Raw genomic sequence first — 16,556 nt, forward strand, 5'->3', positions numbered from 1 at the left:
CCCAGGTTCCGTGTTGATGACAAGCTGAAGACAACGGAAAGCGTTGCTAGTATAACGGATAACGCCATTGTTACACCATCGAATGCTACAGTCTGTCACTTAACCTTATCTGAACTTGATTTCAAACCATTCGCAACTGCAATAACGACTTGTTGCCACAATTGCACGCTTTGGTCTTGGTAAAATTTGATAGCGGTTTGCGCTTCGACTGCTTTCGCCAAAGTATTTGAACTTAAAAATAAAGCTTCCAGCTGCACCGCGTCAACATCTGGCTGCAACAAACAATCCGCCTGTTGATATTCGCCGAACAAGGCTTCGTATTTATGGCTCCAACTGGTACCCAGGCAAGAGATGCCGGAAGACAAAGCACTGACACAACCGTGGAACCGCGAACAAACCACCAGTTTACTGCTGGCAATCCAGCCTTTCACTTGACGCGGATCCGGCTCGTTGATCACCCGCAGTGGCGGCTGAAATTTACTGGCAATCAACTGACAGATGTCGGCATCTGCTGCACCTTCATGGTTCAGTAACACCGGCTCAAGTTGCTGGCTGAAGGCTGTATGCACCGCTAATTCCAACACCCGCAGATAATTGGCCTGCCATTGCTGATTGCGATTTTTTTTACTCACCATTGCCGCGTTCGGAATGATCAGGCACAGCGGTTTTTCTGGCAATTGCTCCGGCAATAGCGGCTTCACCAGATTGGTAAAATCAGCAAACTGCTGCAGGTTTGCTCTATCGCCCAACAATGAATGCAGATGCTGAAAACTGGCATCGTCGCGCGGGCAGACCAGCCAGGCCGCTGGTAAAGCAGCTTGCAGCTGCAGTCGTTCACGCTGCCCGGTAAAAGGACCAAAGGCCTGAGGTAACAATACATAACCTTTTTGATGGCGCTGCAGTCTTAAGATTTCATCGGTCAACACCTTGATGTTACGGCCACCCCATTGGTCACCATAAGCAAAACCAGACGCATCCAACACCCAGTCGATATCCACTTCAAACACCACACCAAGCCAATGGCGCAGGAAACTGCGCAAACGCTTCGGCAGCCAGTAACTCAGTGCATTAAAATCGTAGCCCCGAAACCGTAACGGTAATTTTTGCAAGGCACCTAATAATGCGCGTGCCTGATAAGGCGAGTTTTTATTCGGCGCCAATGCAATCTGCGCTTGTGGCCAGTGTTGCTGAATTTGCGCTAAACAAGCATGCAGCATCAACTCAGCACCTTTGTTGACGAACTGCACCCCACGAATTTCGATAATCAACCGCTTGATTCCTTGTCTGACTTACTCGTTTTAAATTCTAGTTTTTAGTGACAACTGGTTTTTGTGGATCCGGCTGCAATAACAACTCAGCCGGTTTTTTCTGCGAATAGGCAATACCACCATTGGGATCCGCATAGCCATAAGCAATCAGCATCACCGGACGTTGATAAGGTTGTAATTGCAGCCGTGTTGCCATTTTTTGTTCGCGGCTTTCAATGTCCGGCCAGTTAATCGGACAACTCGCTAAACCTAAAGTATCCAGCGCCAACATCAGCTGCATACTGGCAAGTGCTGCATCAATGTAAATGACGTGCCGGTCGCGTTCTTCCGGGTAAGCACTTAAATCCCCGACCACCACCAATAACGAAGGAATATTCTCCGAAAAACCGGTGGTGCCCATAGCGAAATCTGCCACTTCCGCAGCCGTTTGCGGGTCGTCCAGATGAACAAAATAATAAGGCTGACGGTTGCAGGCAGAAGGCGCCAGACTGGCAGCTTCGATCGCTTGTTGTACCAGCGATGGCTCAACCGGCTGTGATAAAAACCAACGCACGGAACGGCGTCTTTTAAACAGTTGTAGTAAAGCATCGTAGCCAACTCCGGCGGTCGGCAAATTTTCATAGGTGTAAGGAACTGATGCCGGCAAACTAAGCTGTGCTAAACGCGCTACGGCCACCGGGCTGAAGTCGGTAAATTGTTGCCTGGCTTTGTCAATCAACGGCTTACTGCCGACAATGGCGAAATACTCACTGAGCACTGCAAAAGCCCACTTGAGTTCGGCTAAGTCCAGCATGGTGACTTTGTGACAAAACTCAACCACAGTCTCCAGAATATAGTCTTCGGCAAACACTGCCCGCCGTGGCTGCATAATCAAGCCTTTTTCCAGGCGGTGAATATTACGGCGCAGCAAAATACTGCTGCTCGCTTGTTCAGACAACGACTGTTGGTAAGCTAAACGACCTTTGAGGACTGCATGTTGTTCGCGGCGAAAGCTGGCAGAAAAGAAGGTGTAATAAAGGCTGCTGGTGAATGGGGAGAAGGCACAGAACCCAGATACAATGAGTTTAAATTTACGGATTTGTTGTTTAATCATCAACTTTTGGCTGACTGATAACCCAGCAGCAATTTTACGAAGGAGCATAAGAAGCCTTGAACAGTGGACTGCCAACAAGCCATTTATTCAGTCCGGGAAAAACAAACATCAGGGAATCACTGACACTCTCGAATAACAAATGAAATCTCTGGTTACAATTAAAGCCGGACTTTATGGTAATGCGAGCCCAGATCGCCACTCTTTTTATCACCAACCATGCTCATTTGGATGTCGGTTATGGGTCCATCCGACGGTGAACAACCGATGATGCCGAATGGCACAAGCTATTTCACGATGGCTTTAACTTTCAAGACAGTTTGTACTAAATTCAGGATAAAAAAAAGCTCAACAAGTAGTCTGTTGAGCTTATAAATGAAATTGAATCTAGTCCACGGTTATAATATCGAATTCTGTCGAAAATAGCTGCAATTATTTTGCAGAATTAGTAAGTTTTAACCAACTAAATCTGCTGTAAAAACGCAAGCTATATAACTGAACTGACTAAAAATAATCGCTTCACTTTATGTAAAAAAAACGGACCCGAAGGTCCGTTTTTGGAACACTAACTAATTACTTAGTTTGAACTTTAGAATCGTTGTTAACGATTGCGCGTTCACGTGAACCAGCGTCTACGTATGCAGAGTAAACAGTTACTGAATCTTCTGGAGCGTTCGTTACGATACGCAGAGAAGCTTTACCGTTAGTCAGACCAGCAGCGCCAACTGCAGTGCGAACTGCACCAGCGATTGAAGTTACTGAATTTGCAGTAGCAGTACCAACTTTCAGGTTAGTAACCAGAGCAGTACCGTCTTCACCCCATACGTCAACGTAGATATCGCCAGCTACTGAAGAGCTGTTGGTTACGTTGATGATTTGGCCATACTGAACTGTGTTCAGAGTACCGAATACCATGTATGGAACGTTTACAGTTGAGCCGTTCAGAGTCCAAGAACCGCCTGACTTAGTCAGTACAACAGTACCAGCAGGAGCTGTGTGAGCAACAGTTGCTTCAACAGCATATGAACCTGGGTTCAGAGTAACCAGAGATTTAGCTGGAGCAGCAGCAGAAACGTTTGCAGTCACAGTTACAGCAACCGGAGTAGCAGCAACTGGAGTGTCAGTGAACGTCAAAGTACGCAGGTCTGTAGACAGCGCTTTAGCAGTAATAGCTGAACCGCCAGCAACAGCTAACTGAGCCAATTCTGGAGCAGAAATTGTGCCGTTTGCATCTTGGTCAACCCAAGTGAAATCGCCAGTTACTTTATACTTGATAGTGCTACCAACCAGAGTAGCAGCTAAAGTATAAGTATCGTTGTTAGTAGGAGTGATGGTTAAAACGTCAGCACGTGGAGTAACACCGCTGAACAATTTACGATCTTCGTTTACATCTACTTCAGCGTCAAACGGAGTAGTTGCTACAGAGAACTGTTCTTTAACAACCAACAGCTTACCAGTGTTAGTTGTTGCAGCGTCTAATACGTCGTTAGCAATAGTTTTTGCTGCATAAGTTACGTTAACAGCTTTGCTTGCTGCAACAGAAGCTTTAGTCAGCACAACACCAGCTAAACGAATAGAACCGTCGATAGTTGTAGGAACTACAGCCTGGTCGATTGCTGTAACGCGGAAACTTACGCTGTTAGCAGTACGGTTCAGGTAACCTAAAGTGATACCAGCTGACAGGTCTGGAGCGCCAGCTAAACCAACTAAAGTTGGGTTTGCACCAGTCAGAACAACTTCACCACCAGTGAAAGTGAAAGTGATAACGTCGTTTAAAGAGTATTCAGCTTTTAACTGAACATCTAAAGCTGCCAGAGAGATAGAAGTTGCACCAGCAACACCCTGTGCAGAGTAGTTAGTCTCTGGGTTTGGAACAACAGCAGCAATAGCGTTACCAGCTGCAGCAGCCAGAGCCAAAGCTACTAAAGATTTTGTAAAGATTGTTTTCATTAGAACTTTCTCCAATTTCATGAAATTGAAACATCTGGCATCGTGCCTTAGCTTCTTTTTTAGTTAAGAAACTGGGGCTAACCAATTTCCTCGTGACATTCTATTACCGTGACAACTTTTGTCAACGGTAAATTTTTAAAAAATCTCAGGAAAATAACAGCTAATTGCTGTTTTTTTCATCGGGCAACTGTAGAAGCTCCAGGCCACTTGCCAGTTTATTCCGTACATTTTGCCATTGACTGGTATTGTCAATGACGCGTGGCGTAATCAACAATAACAGTTCTGTTTTCGTTGTGGAATCTTTTTGTGATTTGAATAGGTTACCAATAATTGGCAAATCGCCTAAAAGTGGTACTTTCGTTTCAGAACGGTTGATATTTTCTGACATCAGGCCGCCGAGTAAAATGGTCTGACCGCTTTGTGCTATCACTTCGGTTTTTAATGTCCGTTCAAAAATGGCCGGGTTGGTTGTCGCTGAAGAAAGCTCGGCGTCCCCGGAAATACTTTGATCAATTTCCATTACGACCAACCCTTGGGCACTAATCGAAGGTGTGACCGAAAGTTCGATACCTGTGCGGCGATAGCCCTGACTATTAACCTGACGTACTTCGTTCGGGTCTAACGGGTTCGATGTGGTTGCAGTCACTATAGGAAGGTCAGTGCCCACGGCAATAGTTGCAGTAACACCATCACGCACTACAATTGACGGACTACTTAATACATTGACCCGGCCATCCTTTTGCGTCAGCTGACCTAATATTTTATCCACTCCGGCCGCATCGCTATAACTAAAGGAAGTACCACCAATCTCGGCTAACCCAAAAGCACCAATATCCCCCAGATTAAACCGGCCGTTTTTTAAAGCAAATTCAATGCCCATCGCAAATTCATCGGTTAACGTGACTTCAGCAATGGTCGCTTCGAGGATAATTTGTTTTGGCATGGTATCGAGGCGTTGAATCATCGGTAACAAGCTTTGGTAATCTTTGCCTGATGTATAAAAAATTAAAGCGTTCGCGCGTTCATCGACCGTCATCCGGACGTTTTCATTCTGGGCGGAACTAACACCGGGCTTGCCTGTTGTCGCCGCAGCGCCAGTACGGATATTGGATGCGTTGCCAGCATTGGCTTCAGGTGTTTCCGACATTGCAGAGCTGGTATCACGACGTTGATTGACCTGCTCATTTTCCTGCCCCAGCAATGAAGCCACCGATTGGCCTAAATCTGAGGCCCGGGCATACCGCGGGTAAAACATAAAATACTGTTTGTCGGTGCCCTGACTAGGCTTATCCAGCTGCGCCGCCCAATAATTGACGCGTTCGACGTAAATTTTATCGGCAGCAAACATGGCGATAGCACCAATTTGTTCAATTGGGATCAATACCAAATTGCGGTTACCTGGCTTGTTGATATCAACCGGCAACCCTTCACTCGCCAGTAACTCGGCAATTTTTTTACTGAAATCTTCGGCGGTAATATAAGTTAAACGGAGTAAACCGACATGTCGGCCGCGCACTGATGGGTTATCCAACATATTTAACAGTTCAATTGCCCGTAAAATATCGTTGCGCTCACCGGTAATATAATATGCACTCTGACCATCAGCAGGCATCACCTGGGTATTGCTTAAATCGCGGATGGTGCGTTCGATCGACAGATCCTGATTATATAACACCGGCACTAACTGGGTAATTTGTCCTGGCACATTCGGTACATCAGCCGGGTTACGACCGTATCCCAGCACCGAAGATCCAGGTTTGCTGGCATCTTTTGGATGGATAAAGTACACATTGTCTTTCAGCGAAACTGCGATATTGCGACTGGCCAATAACTCAGAAATCAACACAAACAGTTGCCGGGGACTCACCGCTTCCTGCACATTCAGGCTCAGGGGGTCGCTCAGATTGGCGATACCATCGGCAATCACGTAGTTTACTTTTAATAACTCACCAAATACCGTATGGATCAGCTCGTCGCCGGCCATCGCATCAACGGCGATAGTCAGCTCCCCTAAATTACTAAAGCGGGACGACAAATCGAGCTGGCTTTGTAACCGCTGCCGTTGATTGGCTAATGGCGTAAGTTGCTGATACCCGGATTGCGTCAATTGGCTCTGCTCAGCAGCCGCTAACTCAGGCTCTGTCGCCGTGATGTCCGAGGCTCCTGATATTTTGGCCGCAGGAATTTTTACCGGACCGGTCGCGGTGGCGCAAGAAGCGAGTACCGATAAAGCCAGTAGTGACAGACTGGTGTGTTTAACAAATATCTTCATAAAAAACCTACTGTTAAGGAGCCACTGCAGGTGGCTGCTTTTTCTCAAATAAGCGTAAAGTGACAGTCGCATCACCTTGTTGGATAGTGACAGAGCTGCGATCAATGGCAACAACAGATAATTCGGTATTCCCCTGAGCAAGCCCCCAATGCTGCAGCTTGCCACTGACAGTAGCGGCTGCTGGCTGCACTGCTAAGATGGCGTAATATTGCTGCTTGTTCTGGTAAATCGCATAAAGCCCCAGGTAATAATCGCCCAGTTGTTTGGCATCAACTGGCTTGTTGCTGGTTGCATGTTGTTGATCGTCGGCAGGACCTGCCTGCTGATAGCTTTGTAACTGACTGATCAATTGTGCCGGCACCACAGGTGCTTGCTGAACCTCAGGTAACGAAGCTGGCTGCCAGGCTTTGTCCAGATGCGGCAAAGGCGACCAGACACGCAGCCAGAGGTCAACCACGGCAATCAGCATGGCTATGGCCAGCCAGATGTAATGCCCCGCTTGTAACTGGAATCGATTCATTGCGCGGACTCCAACTGATAAAGCACATCAATCGTCAATTGCTGCTCGGCCTGATTGTCCATCTTAAGCCCCCCGCTCTGATTGATTTGACTCGCTTCAATACTCGCGCTTGGGAAACGTTGTTGTAAGGTAATACCTGCAAGCGCCAGTTGATGCAATTTCCCGCTCAGCCGCAATTGGATCCTGCCGATCTGAAAACCAGCGGCAGCAAATTCCCGTTCGCCAACCCAGTCGAATAATTCAACTTTCACTTGCTGCTGCTCAAACAACAGCTGCCAGCTGTTTTGTGTCTGCAGCGCCATCGCCTGGGCATTTTCGGCGACAGGCAGCTGTTGTTTTAAATCGGCTAACCGTTGTTGTAAGGTGGTTAAATCCTGATGAAGCGGTTCGGCAATTTGTTGTAATGCAAATACCTTGGCCAGTCGCTGGTTGCTGATGCTGAGTTCGTCAAGCTTGGCCGATTGTCCTTGATACCAGGGTTGAACCACAAACTTCAGCAGCAACAGCAATCCGAGAACTGCCAACAATAATGGCTTATTTTTCAGCATCGGCAGCTCCGGCAGTAAGTGTCACCTGAATATGGAACTGCTCTAACTCATTTGCTCTGCGGGTTGGTGCTGCAAACACAGCGGCTGCAACGCCCGGAGTTTTCTGTAAGTTGCTCAGAACATCTGTGGCACGGACAGCGGTACCACGCAATTGCAATTGTAAGCCCTGCTGCTCCACCACCGACAAATTTACATTCGCCCCAACTAACGCGGTAATCAACTGCCAAACCGGTGCGATCATCGTCGTGTTTTGCTGCTGAGTGGCCACTGCTGAGATTTGGGTGGTAAGTTGTTGATGTTGTTGCTGCGCAGATAACAGTTCATCCATCTGCGGGCCTAAAGCATCAATATCAGCTTGCCGTTCGGTCAGTTGCCAGTTGACTAACCAGCTACTCGTCAATAAATGTAATACCAGCACCAGCGCAGGGATCGCCAACAGCGGGCGCCAGTCAGGTAGCACATGCGCAATTTTTGCCTGGTAAAAGAGTGCAGCGAGTTGTTTCGCTGACAACTTTTTTAGCCCCTGAACATACAAGCCCGCCAGAGCGGTCGCAGGCAGATCAACATGCGGCACCGTCTCTGACACCCCTTGCGCCAGACGAAACATGGCTAAGTTTTGTACCAAAGCGTTGGGGCGCTGTGAAATAACGCCTTGCGCGCCACAAAAGATAAACCAATCAGGTGCAGTCTGAATTTGCATCGTCGCCGGCCATTCAGTGCGCGACAACGCTAATAACAAAGATTCAGGCAGCAAAAAACAAGGGTGTTGCAAAGCATCGAGCAAGCTTTGATCAAACACATAACTGGTAACACGCCGCTGATTATGCTCCGCTTGAGCAATCAGATGCAGTGCATGCGATGGATAATCTTGCTGTAGTACAGCACGCAAGTCGTTGGCATCAACAATTGGATAATACCTTTGGTATTCTGCGTACAACGACCGGGGGATAATCCGGAACAAACCGATGGCAGGGTTTGACGCACCCGGTTGCCAGCTACCATTGCTATAGTGTAAAGCGGTACAGAATGTAGTGCTTTGGATACCAACAAATCGGGCCACAAACCAGTGACTCCATTTTTGCCAGACATTAAATGAAGGTTCAGGGACTGACGGAGAGGTCTGCATAACTGTTTTTATAATAATCCCAAAATTGAAGTGGTTGTTCCGCTGTAGGTTCCAAATTTACGGAAAACTGCCGCGAAAGCTTAACACCGTTTCGATCGACTGTGAAGCGCAGCTGCAGGCCCTTGCTGGTGGTGAAACCGACAAATTCATCTTGTTCGATACCGGTTAACTGGCTAAATCGGTCCGGGGTTAAGGTGCCTTTGTCACGCTCTGCTAATACCTGTTTTAATTGTACCGGGTCGATATAATACCGAAGCATTTGTTCCGGCATCGCATACAGGTTTTGATATTTTTTGGGGAACAAAGTGATATAAGGTGAAATTTTTTCGATCAAATCAGGCGTAAACCCTTTAATTACACGAAGCTCGGAAACATCCTGAATCGTACTGTTACGCACTATGACTGACGTAGTATAATCAGCTTGTTCGGCGCCACCAAAACGGGTCTCGTCGTCGCTATCCTGCCAGTCGTCGATGGCTGCGACTAAACTACGAGCCAATACGTCGTCATTCGTGATCCCCTGCAACATGGGGAGTAATCCTGCTGGCGACAACAACGATTGCAAGCCACTGGTATCTTCTATTTGCACTCTGGCTTCGCCAAATAGAAATTCGGCATTGTCAAACGACCAGCGTTTTGGCAGTTCCATGGCACCATCAATGTAACGACGGCGGTGGTGCGTCAGCAGGGCAAACAAGGTTTCAGCTTCAACACTATTGAGCATGGCAGTCGCTTCGGCACGGGCTATTGCAAGCTCAGCCAGTTTGACATGGCGTTGTGCAGATGCATGAATTGCCAGCAACATCACCATCAAAATAGCGCTGAGCAGTAGCACCTGTAATAACGCTATGCCCTGATTTATCGAATATTTCATATAAAATCCTGGCTTTGATCTGAACGCTTTAGCAATGACTGGGTTCGTTCGGCGACCGGCAATTGCCAGTTAAAACCTGACAAATTTATAGAAACAAGAATAGGGTGAGTACGCTGTATCAGAGCGTCATGCTCTGGCAACCATTGATAATTAATTTTAAGAACGTTGCCGGCGTCATCAATCCGCTGATTGATGTCCAATGCTGATTCGGTGTAATACGCAAATTCAATGGATAATTGATCTTCCGACACCACCAGGCGATGGGCAAATGGTAATTGCTGTTGCGCCCTGACTAACGGCGCTTCAGCCAGGGATGCTTCTTCATACACCAACTGATATTTACCGTCAGGTCGGATTTCCTTAAAAACCCGGATGACAGCGGGTGCGCCGGGATTAAACACAGGGGCCACTGTCACAGCGGTGAAACCTTCAGTACGGCCAAGAAAATAGAAGCTCTGCTGCTGATTTGACATCACCATATACGGTACTATGCCGTGCAGCGCAGTCGAGACCAAATCATAACGACGCAACTGTTGAAAACCGCTGTCAATCTTGCTCAGATTGCGTTGCCACTGGGCTTGATAAAGCTGATAGCCGTACATTGCCGTCGCCAATACCACCAGCAGGATACTGGTCGCGATCAGCAATTCGACCAGGGTAAAGCCGGCTGCTACTCGGCGAATGCGTTTTGTGCTGTCCATGCCAGTTCCTTGTATGACAGCTGCCGTTGTTGGTTGTCCAACGACAAGGTCAGATTGACCTGATAGAGCCGATATCGTGGCTGATAAGTTGTTGCCAACATTGTTTCTGGGTCGATAATATTTGGTGGTGATGCAAAAAGTTGACTGGTCGCTTGCCATTGATAACTGATCCCGGAAAAAGCACCGTCGCCATGCAAGTTTTCCAACGGATTACTGCGAATTTGCGTTCTGATGGTATCCATAATCAATGGCAGCGGCGCCAGCATGTTGACGACATTTGCGGCCTTTTCGCTACTTTGGCGCGCAGTTTTGAAACTGACGGCAGTCAAAGCAAGTACTGCAAACATAATCACTGCCGCGATTAAAACTTCAATTAAGGTAAAACCACGGTTATTGCGCTGCATAGCCATCAGACAGACTGGGAAGTTTAAGTTCAAGGGCCCGCTTACCAGCCTGTACATTTAACAATGTCGCTGAATAAGCGCCGGTTTTATTGATTACCAGCTGCTGCGGTGGAAAAAACAACTGCTCAAAGTGCAGTTGCTGTTCGCCAGGCTGAACGTTCAACATTTTTCCATCAAACTTTAATGTAATGACAGTGCCACGGAAAAATGCCCGTTGCGACTGCTGCTGCAGTAAATCTTCGACTTGTTTCAGTTCCGCAATACGTTGACTCCGGCTTAACTGCTCTGCCCCAAGTGGCCCCACCAGCGCCATCACCGCGCCCATCACCGCGATCACCACCAACAGCTCGATCAGCGTAAAGCCCCGGCGTGGCATGGTTAAATACCAACGTCAGTGGTGCCGGTGATGCTGAGCATCATAATCACCACCACGCCACCAACGATGCCGCCCATCACCACGATCAGCAGCGGTTCTAGCAGGCTGGTCATCCGGGTAACCCAGGACGAGAACTCGCGTTGGCTACGTTCGGCGATTTCGCGGAAAATCCGCGTTAATTCACCACTTTCTTCGCCAACCGCCAACAAGGATGCAAAAAAATCCGGATACAACAAAGTTTGACGTAACGCCCCACTCAGCGCATCACCCCGTTTAATTTTATTGATCGCAATTTCCAGCTCGCGCCGCACCAGCGAATTTTTAATATTGCCACACGACAACATCAGCGCTTGATCAACCGAAACTCCGGCATTGAGCATCATCGCCAAACCGCTGTTAAAACGGATCCGCTCGACCAGCACCACGGCTTGTTTGAGCACCGGCAAATTCAACTGCCATTTTTGAAAAGAGTGTTGGAATTCAGGTTTTTGCAGTGCATGCTTCAGCAAAAATACCCCGCCGATGATCGCACCAAGCAAATACCATTGATACTGCCGCATCCAGGCCGAACTGCTTAACAACAGCTGGGTATACACTGGTAAATCTGTTTTGCCCTGAAACATGGTTTCAAGATTTGGTACCACATAATTAAAAATAAACACGATGGAACTCAGACATACAAACAGAATGACCATTGGATAGGTCAGTGCCTGCGTGACTTTTTGCTGTAAGTCGCGTTTAAATGCCAGATCGGCAGCAAGGCTACGAAACACATCCGGTAATTTGCCGGTGGCCTCACCAATGCTGACCAAATTGACATAAAGCGAGTCAAACAGTTTATCATCGGCCAGTTGCAGCGCCTGCGACAATTGTTTGCCGCCGCGCAGTGACTTGCTGATTTTATCCAGCAGTGTGGCCAGACCCGGCTTTTTATTGGTGCGATTTAAAAGCTCAATGCCTTTGTCAATTTTTAATCCGGCATCTAACAACACCGATAGTTCAGTGGTTAAAAATTCCAGATCAGATAACGAAACTTTGGCTTTGCCAAACGAAAAACCGGAACTTTCCAATTGCAGTGGCTGTAAAGTTTTGACCAATACACCTTGCTGACGCAACATCTGGCGGGCGCTGTCAATTGAATCAGCGCTGATGTCACCACTGACTTTGGCGCCGGATTGATCAAAACCGCTGTATTGGAAATTGATCATCAGCCGGCAACCCGCAACACTTCTTCAATGGTGGTGGTGCCCTGAATGGCCTTTAGCAAACCGTCTTCAAGCAAAGTCCGGCCACCTTGCTCTTTATTAATCACCCGGGCCTTCTGAATAAAATTCTGATCTTTGGGGACTGCTTTAATTGCGTCTGAGCAGCGTAAATATTCGATCACGGCCACCCGCCCCTGAAAGCCGGTATGATTACAATGCTCACAGCCTTTTGCCTGTTTCAGTTGCAATGGCACCTGGAACCGTTCAGCCAAAGCCGGTAATGCGTATTTATGCTCAAGCTCGGCCTGGTTTTCAGCTGACACAGCGCAATGCGGGCATAACCGGCGAACCAGTCGCTGTGCCACAATCGACACCAGCGCCGCATTCAGTAAAAACTCTTCCACCCCTAGATCCAGCAGTCGGGTATAAGCACTGGGCGCATCGTTGGTATGCACTGTTGAAAACACCAGGTGACCGGTTAACGCCGATTGCATCGCAATACCGGCAGTTTCTTTATCGCGGATTTCACCGAGCATAATGATGTCCGGATCCTGACGGACGATGCTGCGTAAACCGGCAGCAAAGTCAAAACCGATGTCACTTTGTACCTGCACCTGATTAATACCATCCAATTGATATTCAACCGGATCTTCAAGCGTGATGATTTTCACGCCCGGCGTATTGAGTTTATTCAAAAAGGTATAAAGACTGGTGGTTTTACCTGAGCCGGTCGGGCCGGTCAGTAAAATAACGCCGGCGGTGGTTTGCAAATCCTGCAGGATTTTCTGTTCTAAATCGGCAGAGATCCCCAGCACTTTCATATCGTAGTTGATGGCGTCTTTGCGTAGAAAACGCATCACAATACTTTCGCCATCATTAAGCGGAAGTGCCGATACCCGGATATCAAGGTCAATACCGCCAATCCGCATTTCAATTTTACCGTCTTGCGGCCGGCGCTTTTCGGCAATATCCATATTGCTGAGAATTTTTAACCGGGTAATCACCGGCAACAATAAACCGCTTGGAATGCTTTCGACATCCTGCAACACACCATCAATCCGGAACCGGACTTTACCACGGCCCTGGCTCGGTTCGACATGCATATCCGAAGCGCGCTGGCGCAAAGCGCGGGTGATCAATGCGTTGAGTAAGTTTACCGTCGGCGCTTCTGACGCCAGTTCGCGAAGGCGCGCCTCTTCAACGGAGGTCAGTTCACCGCTCAGCACCGGCGCTGAAGTTTGTTCGGCTTTACTGCGCAGAAAATGCAGAATGTCTAAAGTACTGACCACCACCTGAAACGACGGTGCATGTTGATTTAATAATTCATGGATATCGCGGTTTAATGGGCTGCTGGTGGCAAATAACCAGCCCTGTGCCGTTTTCTGAAATGGGATCCAGCTTTTTTCTAATAACGCTGCCAGCGGCAAGGTATAAGCCTGTTGCGGTAATTCCCAGTCAGCGACTTCCGCTTCGCTCAGCATCGGTAACGACAATAGTTTTGCATACAACAACGGCAGTGATTCAGACGAAAAACTGCCCATGCTGACCAAAATCTGTTCCAGCTGTCCACCAAATTTGCGCTGATAACTCAGGGCTTTTTCTATGTCAGCTTCAGCAACCTGAAATTGTTGCTGGAGCAGCGAAATAAGTGGGTTCATTGATGAACGATATCCGCTGCCGATTTACCCTCACCACCTTGTTTGCCATCGGCACCATAAGACATCAGACTATAGGCTTTGCCATTGCTGCCTGGCTTGGCATAGACATAAGGATTGCCCCATGGATCCAGCGGCACATCTTTTGGCATATAAGGGCCATCCCAGCCTTTTTTGTCGCTTTTAATCAGTTCATTCAGTTGATCAGGATAAGCGCCAATGTCCAGCCGGAAGGTATCCAGTGAGGTTTCCATCATATCCATCTGCGCTGCAGCTATTTTGATTTTGGATGACTCTTCTTTGCCAAACATCTCCGGTGCAACCAGCGAAGCCAACAACCCCAGGATCACGATAACGATTAATAACTCGATGAGGGTAAAACCTTTGCGCAAATGTTTCATCATTAACTCTCTAAAAAATCAATAAAAACTAACTGCATTACACTTTATAACCCAGCATTCTAAGCGAAATCACTTTGATTGCAACCGGCCACAACCGCAGTGGTGTTTTTGGCAGCAAAGTCCAGAGTGACGGATTTTCGGTGTATAAACACCGGTAGAACTTATGACTGGCTTTTTGCTCAGAGTTCATTTTATGTTCGTGTTTTTTAAACACATAGTCGTAACCCTGTACCCTTCGGCTGGAGTTGGAAATTCGCTGGTAACTGTGATCCTGGTGAATAATATAAGTGACTTCAGAAATCCGGCAACCTGGACCAAATTGTTCCACTAGCCTAATCCAGGCATCGTAATCTTGTCTGGCCTGCAAGTCGTCATCAAAGCCCCCGATAGCACGCATCGACGACAACAATGTAAACAATTGATTACCAATAACATTGGTATGCAATAGGTCTTGTAAAGTGATCAGCCGGTTCTTTTTTCGGCTGGTAATTTTTAACGAGTCGTCAATGTAGATACAACTATTGGCACTGATAAATGCCATACCAGGATTGACATACCAGGCTTTGACAAAAAGTTCGACCCGATTTGGTTTAAATTCATCGTCATCGTCAAGCCCGGTGACAAACTTTCCGGTCGCCAGCGCAATCGCTTTGTTACGGGCGGCACAAGCGCCGAAAGATTGCGTTGTCAACACCAGTTTTATCCGATGATCAACGGCTGCCAGTCGCTGAATCTTTTCTTGCACGTCAGGAGTCGAGCCATCATCAGAAATGATTACTTCAATATTGCTATAGGTTTGGGCAAGGCAACTGGCAACCGCACGCTGCAACAGATCAAATCTGTTGCAGGTTGGGATGTAAATACTGACTAAATCTGCAGTTTCTTGCATGCTTTATTCCGATCCAATACAAATTGCAACCTGTTCAAACTCCAGGTTACTACAATCAAATTTATTCGATGATCTGCAGGTATTCACGGCTAACATTTTACGCAGACGCTAATAACACGACTTCCCGGAGCACCGCGCAACTTTTGGCGATTTCTGCGGCGGTCAGAGTCGGATGTACCAAAAACATCAGACTGGTTTCACCAAGTTCTTTAGCATTTCGGAGGCGCTCAACAGGTTGCCAACCGGTATGTTCAAATGCTTTCTCCAGATACACTTCAGAGCAGCTGCCTTGATAACATGGAACTCCACGCTGCACAATTTCTTCAATGATGCGGTCCCGATCCCAGCCGTTGACAAGCAATTCTGGTCGTATAAAAAAATAATGTTTGTATTCGGCGTGTTCACAATCCGCTGGAATTACCGACTGTCGTAATAAAGGTAAATCTGCAACGGCCAGATCCAGCGCTTTTGCATTGGTTTGGCGCTCCGTTGTCCATTGCGCCAATCGTTTTAACTGAATTCTGCCAATCACCGCCTGGACTTCCAACATACGCCAGTTGGTTCCAAAACTGTCATGAACCCAGCGAAACCCTGGCGGATGTTGTTTTTCGTAGACCGAACTGTAGCTTTTCCCATGGTCTTTAAATGACCACATAAAAGACCAACATGTTTTGTCATTCGTGGTGACCATACCGCCTTCACCGCCGGTGGTCATGATCTTATCCTGGCAAAACGACCAGGCTCCGATGTGGCCGATTGAACCAACACTGCGGCCTTTATAGCGGGCGCCATGGGCCTGGGCACAATCTTCGATGACATAAAACGAATGTTCAGCGGCCAGCGCCATAATCGGGTCCATGTCAGCAGGCATACCGGCTAAATGCACAACGATGACGGCTTTAGTGCGGTCGGTCAGCACGGCTCTGATACTGTTGGCGGTGATATTCTGACTGTTTAAATCGACATCAGCGAAAACCGGAATGGCCCCTGCATTAACGACACAAGAAACCGACGCCAGAAAAGTTCTTGGGGTAACAATCACTTCGTCGCCAGGGCCAACACCAAGTGCTTTAAGCGCTACATCTAGGGCTAAGGTGCCGTTGCTTAAACTGACGGCATATTCAGTTCCGCACCAACTTGCAAACTCGCGTTCAAACTCACGACATTCCTGTCCTGTCCAGTAATTCACTTTATTGGATAAAATGACCCGCGACACCGCATCGGCTTCTTCCTGAGTAAAAGAAGGCCAAACAGAGAAAGCTGTATTTAACATATCA

General features: G+C 47.6%; 16 protein-coding genes. All 16 read right to left on the reverse strand.

What is annotated here, in order from left to right; all coding sequences use genetic code 11:
- Positions 1 to 95: 95 nt before the first annotated feature.
- A complete protein-coding gene (locus EOE67_RS03465) occupies positions 96 to 1,268 on the reverse strand; it encodes a polysaccharide pyruvyl transferase family protein (RefSeq protein ID WP_127697654.1) in 1,173 nt (390 codons plus the stop codon).
- Between the two features lie 37 nt (positions 1,269 to 1,305).
- Positions 1,306 to 2,409 carry a nitroreductase family protein gene (locus EOE67_RS03470; protein ID WP_240652702.1) on the reverse strand — a complete coding sequence of 368 codons (1,104 nt, stop codon included), beginning with the start codon at positions 2,407 to 2,409 and terminating at the stop codon, positions 1,306 to 1,308.
- 522 nt (positions 2,410 to 2,931) lie between these two features.
- Positions 2,932 to 4,308 (reverse strand): hypothetical protein, encoded by a 1,377-nt coding sequence (locus tag EOE67_RS03475; RefSeq protein ID WP_127697655.1) that lies wholly within the window; start codon positions 4,306 to 4,308, stop codon positions 2,932 to 2,934.
- A gap of 160 nt (positions 4,309 to 4,468) precedes the next feature.
- Entirely contained in the window at positions 4,469 to 6,580 is a 2,112-nt protein-coding gene (locus tag EOE67_RS03480) for a secretin N-terminal domain-containing protein (protein WP_164852204.1), read from the reverse strand.
- Between the two features lie 13 nt (positions 6,581 to 6,593).
- Positions 6,594 to 7,100: a hypothetical protein gene (locus EOE67_RS03485; protein ID WP_127697657.1), complete on the reverse strand. Its 507-nt coding sequence runs from the start codon at positions 7,098 to 7,100 to the stop codon at positions 6,594 to 6,596.
- Positions 7,097 to 7,648 (reverse strand): hypothetical protein, encoded by a 552-nt coding sequence (locus EOE67_RS03490; RefSeq protein ID WP_127697658.1) that lies wholly within the window; start codon positions 7,646 to 7,648, stop codon positions 7,097 to 7,099. The genes EOE67_RS03485 and EOE67_RS03490 overlap by 4 nt, the downstream gene beginning before the upstream one ends.
- Entirely contained in the window at positions 7,635 to 8,708 is a 1,074-nt protein-coding gene (locus EOE67_RS03495) for a PilN domain-containing protein (RefSeq protein WP_127697659.1), read from the reverse strand. Before EOE67_RS03495 ends, EOE67_RS03490 begins: the two co-directional genes overlap by 14 nt.
- Positions 8,709 to 8,748: 40 nt before the next feature.
- The gene (locus EOE67_RS03500; protein ID WP_127697660.1) at positions 8,749 to 9,648 is read right to left on the reverse strand and encodes a type II secretion system minor pseudopilin; all 900 of its coding nucleotides are present in this window, start codon (positions 9,646 to 9,648) and stop codon (positions 8,749 to 8,751) included.
- On the reverse strand, positions 9,645 to 10,349 hold the full coding sequence (locus tag EOE67_RS03505; RefSeq protein WP_164852205.1) for a PulJ/GspJ family protein: 705 nt from the start codon (positions 10,347 to 10,349) through the stop codon (positions 9,645 to 9,647). The genes EOE67_RS03500 and EOE67_RS03505 overlap by 4 nt, the downstream gene beginning before the upstream one ends.
- The gene (locus EOE67_RS03510; RefSeq protein ID WP_164852206.1) at positions 10,319 to 10,753 is read right to left on the reverse strand and encodes a type II secretion system protein; all 435 of its coding nucleotides are present in this window, start codon (positions 10,751 to 10,753) and stop codon (positions 10,319 to 10,321) included. Before EOE67_RS03510 ends, EOE67_RS03505 begins: the two co-directional genes overlap by 31 nt.
- Entirely contained in the window at positions 10,740 to 11,129 is a 390-nt protein-coding gene (locus EOE67_RS03515) for a pilus assembly FimT family protein (protein WP_127697663.1), read from the reverse strand. Before EOE67_RS03515 ends, EOE67_RS03510 begins: the two co-directional genes overlap by 14 nt.
- Positions 11,130 to 11,131: 2 nt before the next feature.
- Positions 11,132 to 12,337, reverse strand: a complete 1,206-nt coding sequence (locus EOE67_RS03520) for a type II secretion system F family protein (protein ID WP_127697664.1) — start codon at positions 12,335 to 12,337, stop codon at positions 11,132 to 11,134.
- Complete coding sequence (locus tag EOE67_RS03525; RefSeq protein WP_127697665.1) at positions 12,337 to 13,992, reverse strand: GspE/PulE family protein; 1,656 nt, start codon at positions 13,990 to 13,992, stop codon at positions 12,337 to 12,339. Before EOE67_RS03525 ends, EOE67_RS03520 begins: the two co-directional genes overlap by 1 nt.
- The gene (gspG, locus tag EOE67_RS03530) at positions 13,989 to 14,390 is read right to left on the reverse strand and encodes a type II secretion system major pseudopilin GspG (RefSeq protein ID WP_127697744.1); all 402 of its coding nucleotides are present in this window, start codon (positions 14,388 to 14,390) and stop codon (positions 13,989 to 13,991) included. The genes EOE67_RS03525 and gspG overlap by 4 nt, the downstream gene beginning before the upstream one ends.
- Positions 14,391 to 14,427: 37 nt before the next feature.
- On the reverse strand, positions 14,428 to 15,279 hold the full coding sequence (locus EOE67_RS03535; RefSeq protein ID WP_127697666.1) for a glycosyltransferase: 852 nt from the start codon (positions 15,277 to 15,279) through the stop codon (positions 14,428 to 14,430).
- A 97-nt stretch (positions 15,280 to 15,376) separates the two neighbouring features.
- Complete coding sequence (locus EOE67_RS03540; protein WP_127697667.1) at positions 15,377 to 16,552, reverse strand: DegT/DnrJ/EryC1/StrS family aminotransferase; 1,176 nt, start codon at positions 16,550 to 16,552, stop codon at positions 15,377 to 15,379.
- Positions 16,553 to 16,556 lie beyond the last annotated feature (4 nt).

Source organism: Rheinheimera riviphila (assembly GCF_004005945.1).
Taxonomy (GTDB): Bacteria; Pseudomonadota; Gammaproteobacteria; order Enterobacterales; family Alteromonadaceae; genus Pararheinheimera; species Pararheinheimera riviphila.

What these genes read in the sequence shown, in the direction of transcription:
- EOE67_RS03470 (WP_240652702.1), bottom strand. Translation starts at nt 2,409, where the DNA reads ATGCTCCTTCGTAAAATTGCTGCTGGGTTATCAGTCAGCCAAAAGTTG.
- EOE67_RS03475 (WP_127697655.1), bottom strand. Translation starts at nt 4,308, where the DNA reads ATGAAAACAATCTTTACAAAATCTTTAGTAGCTTTGGCTCTGGCTGCT.
- EOE67_RS03480 (WP_164852204.1), bottom strand. Translation starts at nt 6,580, where the DNA reads ATGAAGATATTTGTTAAACACACCAGTCTGTCACTACTGGCTTTATCG.
- EOE67_RS03485 (WP_127697657.1), bottom strand. Translation starts at nt 7,100, where the DNA reads ATGAATCGATTCCAGTTACAAGCGGGGCATTACATCTGGCTGGCCATA.
- EOE67_RS03490 (WP_127697658.1), bottom strand. Translation starts at nt 7,648, where the DNA reads ATGCTGAAAAATAAGCCATTATTGTTGGCAGTTCTCGGATTGCTGTTG.
- EOE67_RS03500 (WP_127697660.1), bottom strand. Translation starts at nt 9,648, where the DNA reads ATGAAATATTCGATAAATCAGGGCATAGCGTTATTACAGGTGCTACTG.
- EOE67_RS03505 (WP_164852205.1), bottom strand. Translation starts at nt 10,349, where the DNA reads ATGGACAGCACAAAACGCATTCGCCGAGTAGCAGCCGGCTTTACCCTG.
- EOE67_RS03510 (WP_164852206.1), bottom strand. Translation starts at nt 10,753, where the DNA reads ATGCAGCGCAATAACCGTGGTTTTACCTTAATTGAAGTTTTAATCGCG.
- EOE67_RS03515 (WP_127697663.1), bottom strand. Translation starts at nt 11,129, where the DNA reads ATGCCACGCCGGGGCTTTACGCTGATCGAGCTGTTGGTGGTGATCGCG.
- EOE67_RS03520 (WP_127697664.1), bottom strand. Translation starts at nt 12,337, where the DNA reads ATGATCAATTTCCAATACAGCGGTTTTGATCAATCCGGCGCCAAAGTC.
- EOE67_RS03525 (WP_127697665.1), bottom strand. Translation starts at nt 13,992, where the DNA reads ATGAACCCACTTATTTCGCTGCTCCAGCAACAATTTCAGGTTGCTGAA.
- gspG (WP_127697744.1), bottom strand. Translation starts at nt 14,390, where the DNA reads ATGAAACATTTGCGCAAAGGTTTTACCCTCATCGAGTTATTAATCGTT.
- EOE67_RS03535 (WP_127697666.1), bottom strand. Translation starts at nt 15,279, where the DNA reads ATGCAAGAAACTGCAGATTTAGTCAGTATTTACATCCCAACCTGCAAC.
- EOE67_RS03540 (WP_127697667.1), bottom strand. Translation starts at nt 16,552, where the DNA reads ATGTTAAATACAGCTTTCTCTGTTTGGCCTTCTTTTACTCAGGAAGAA.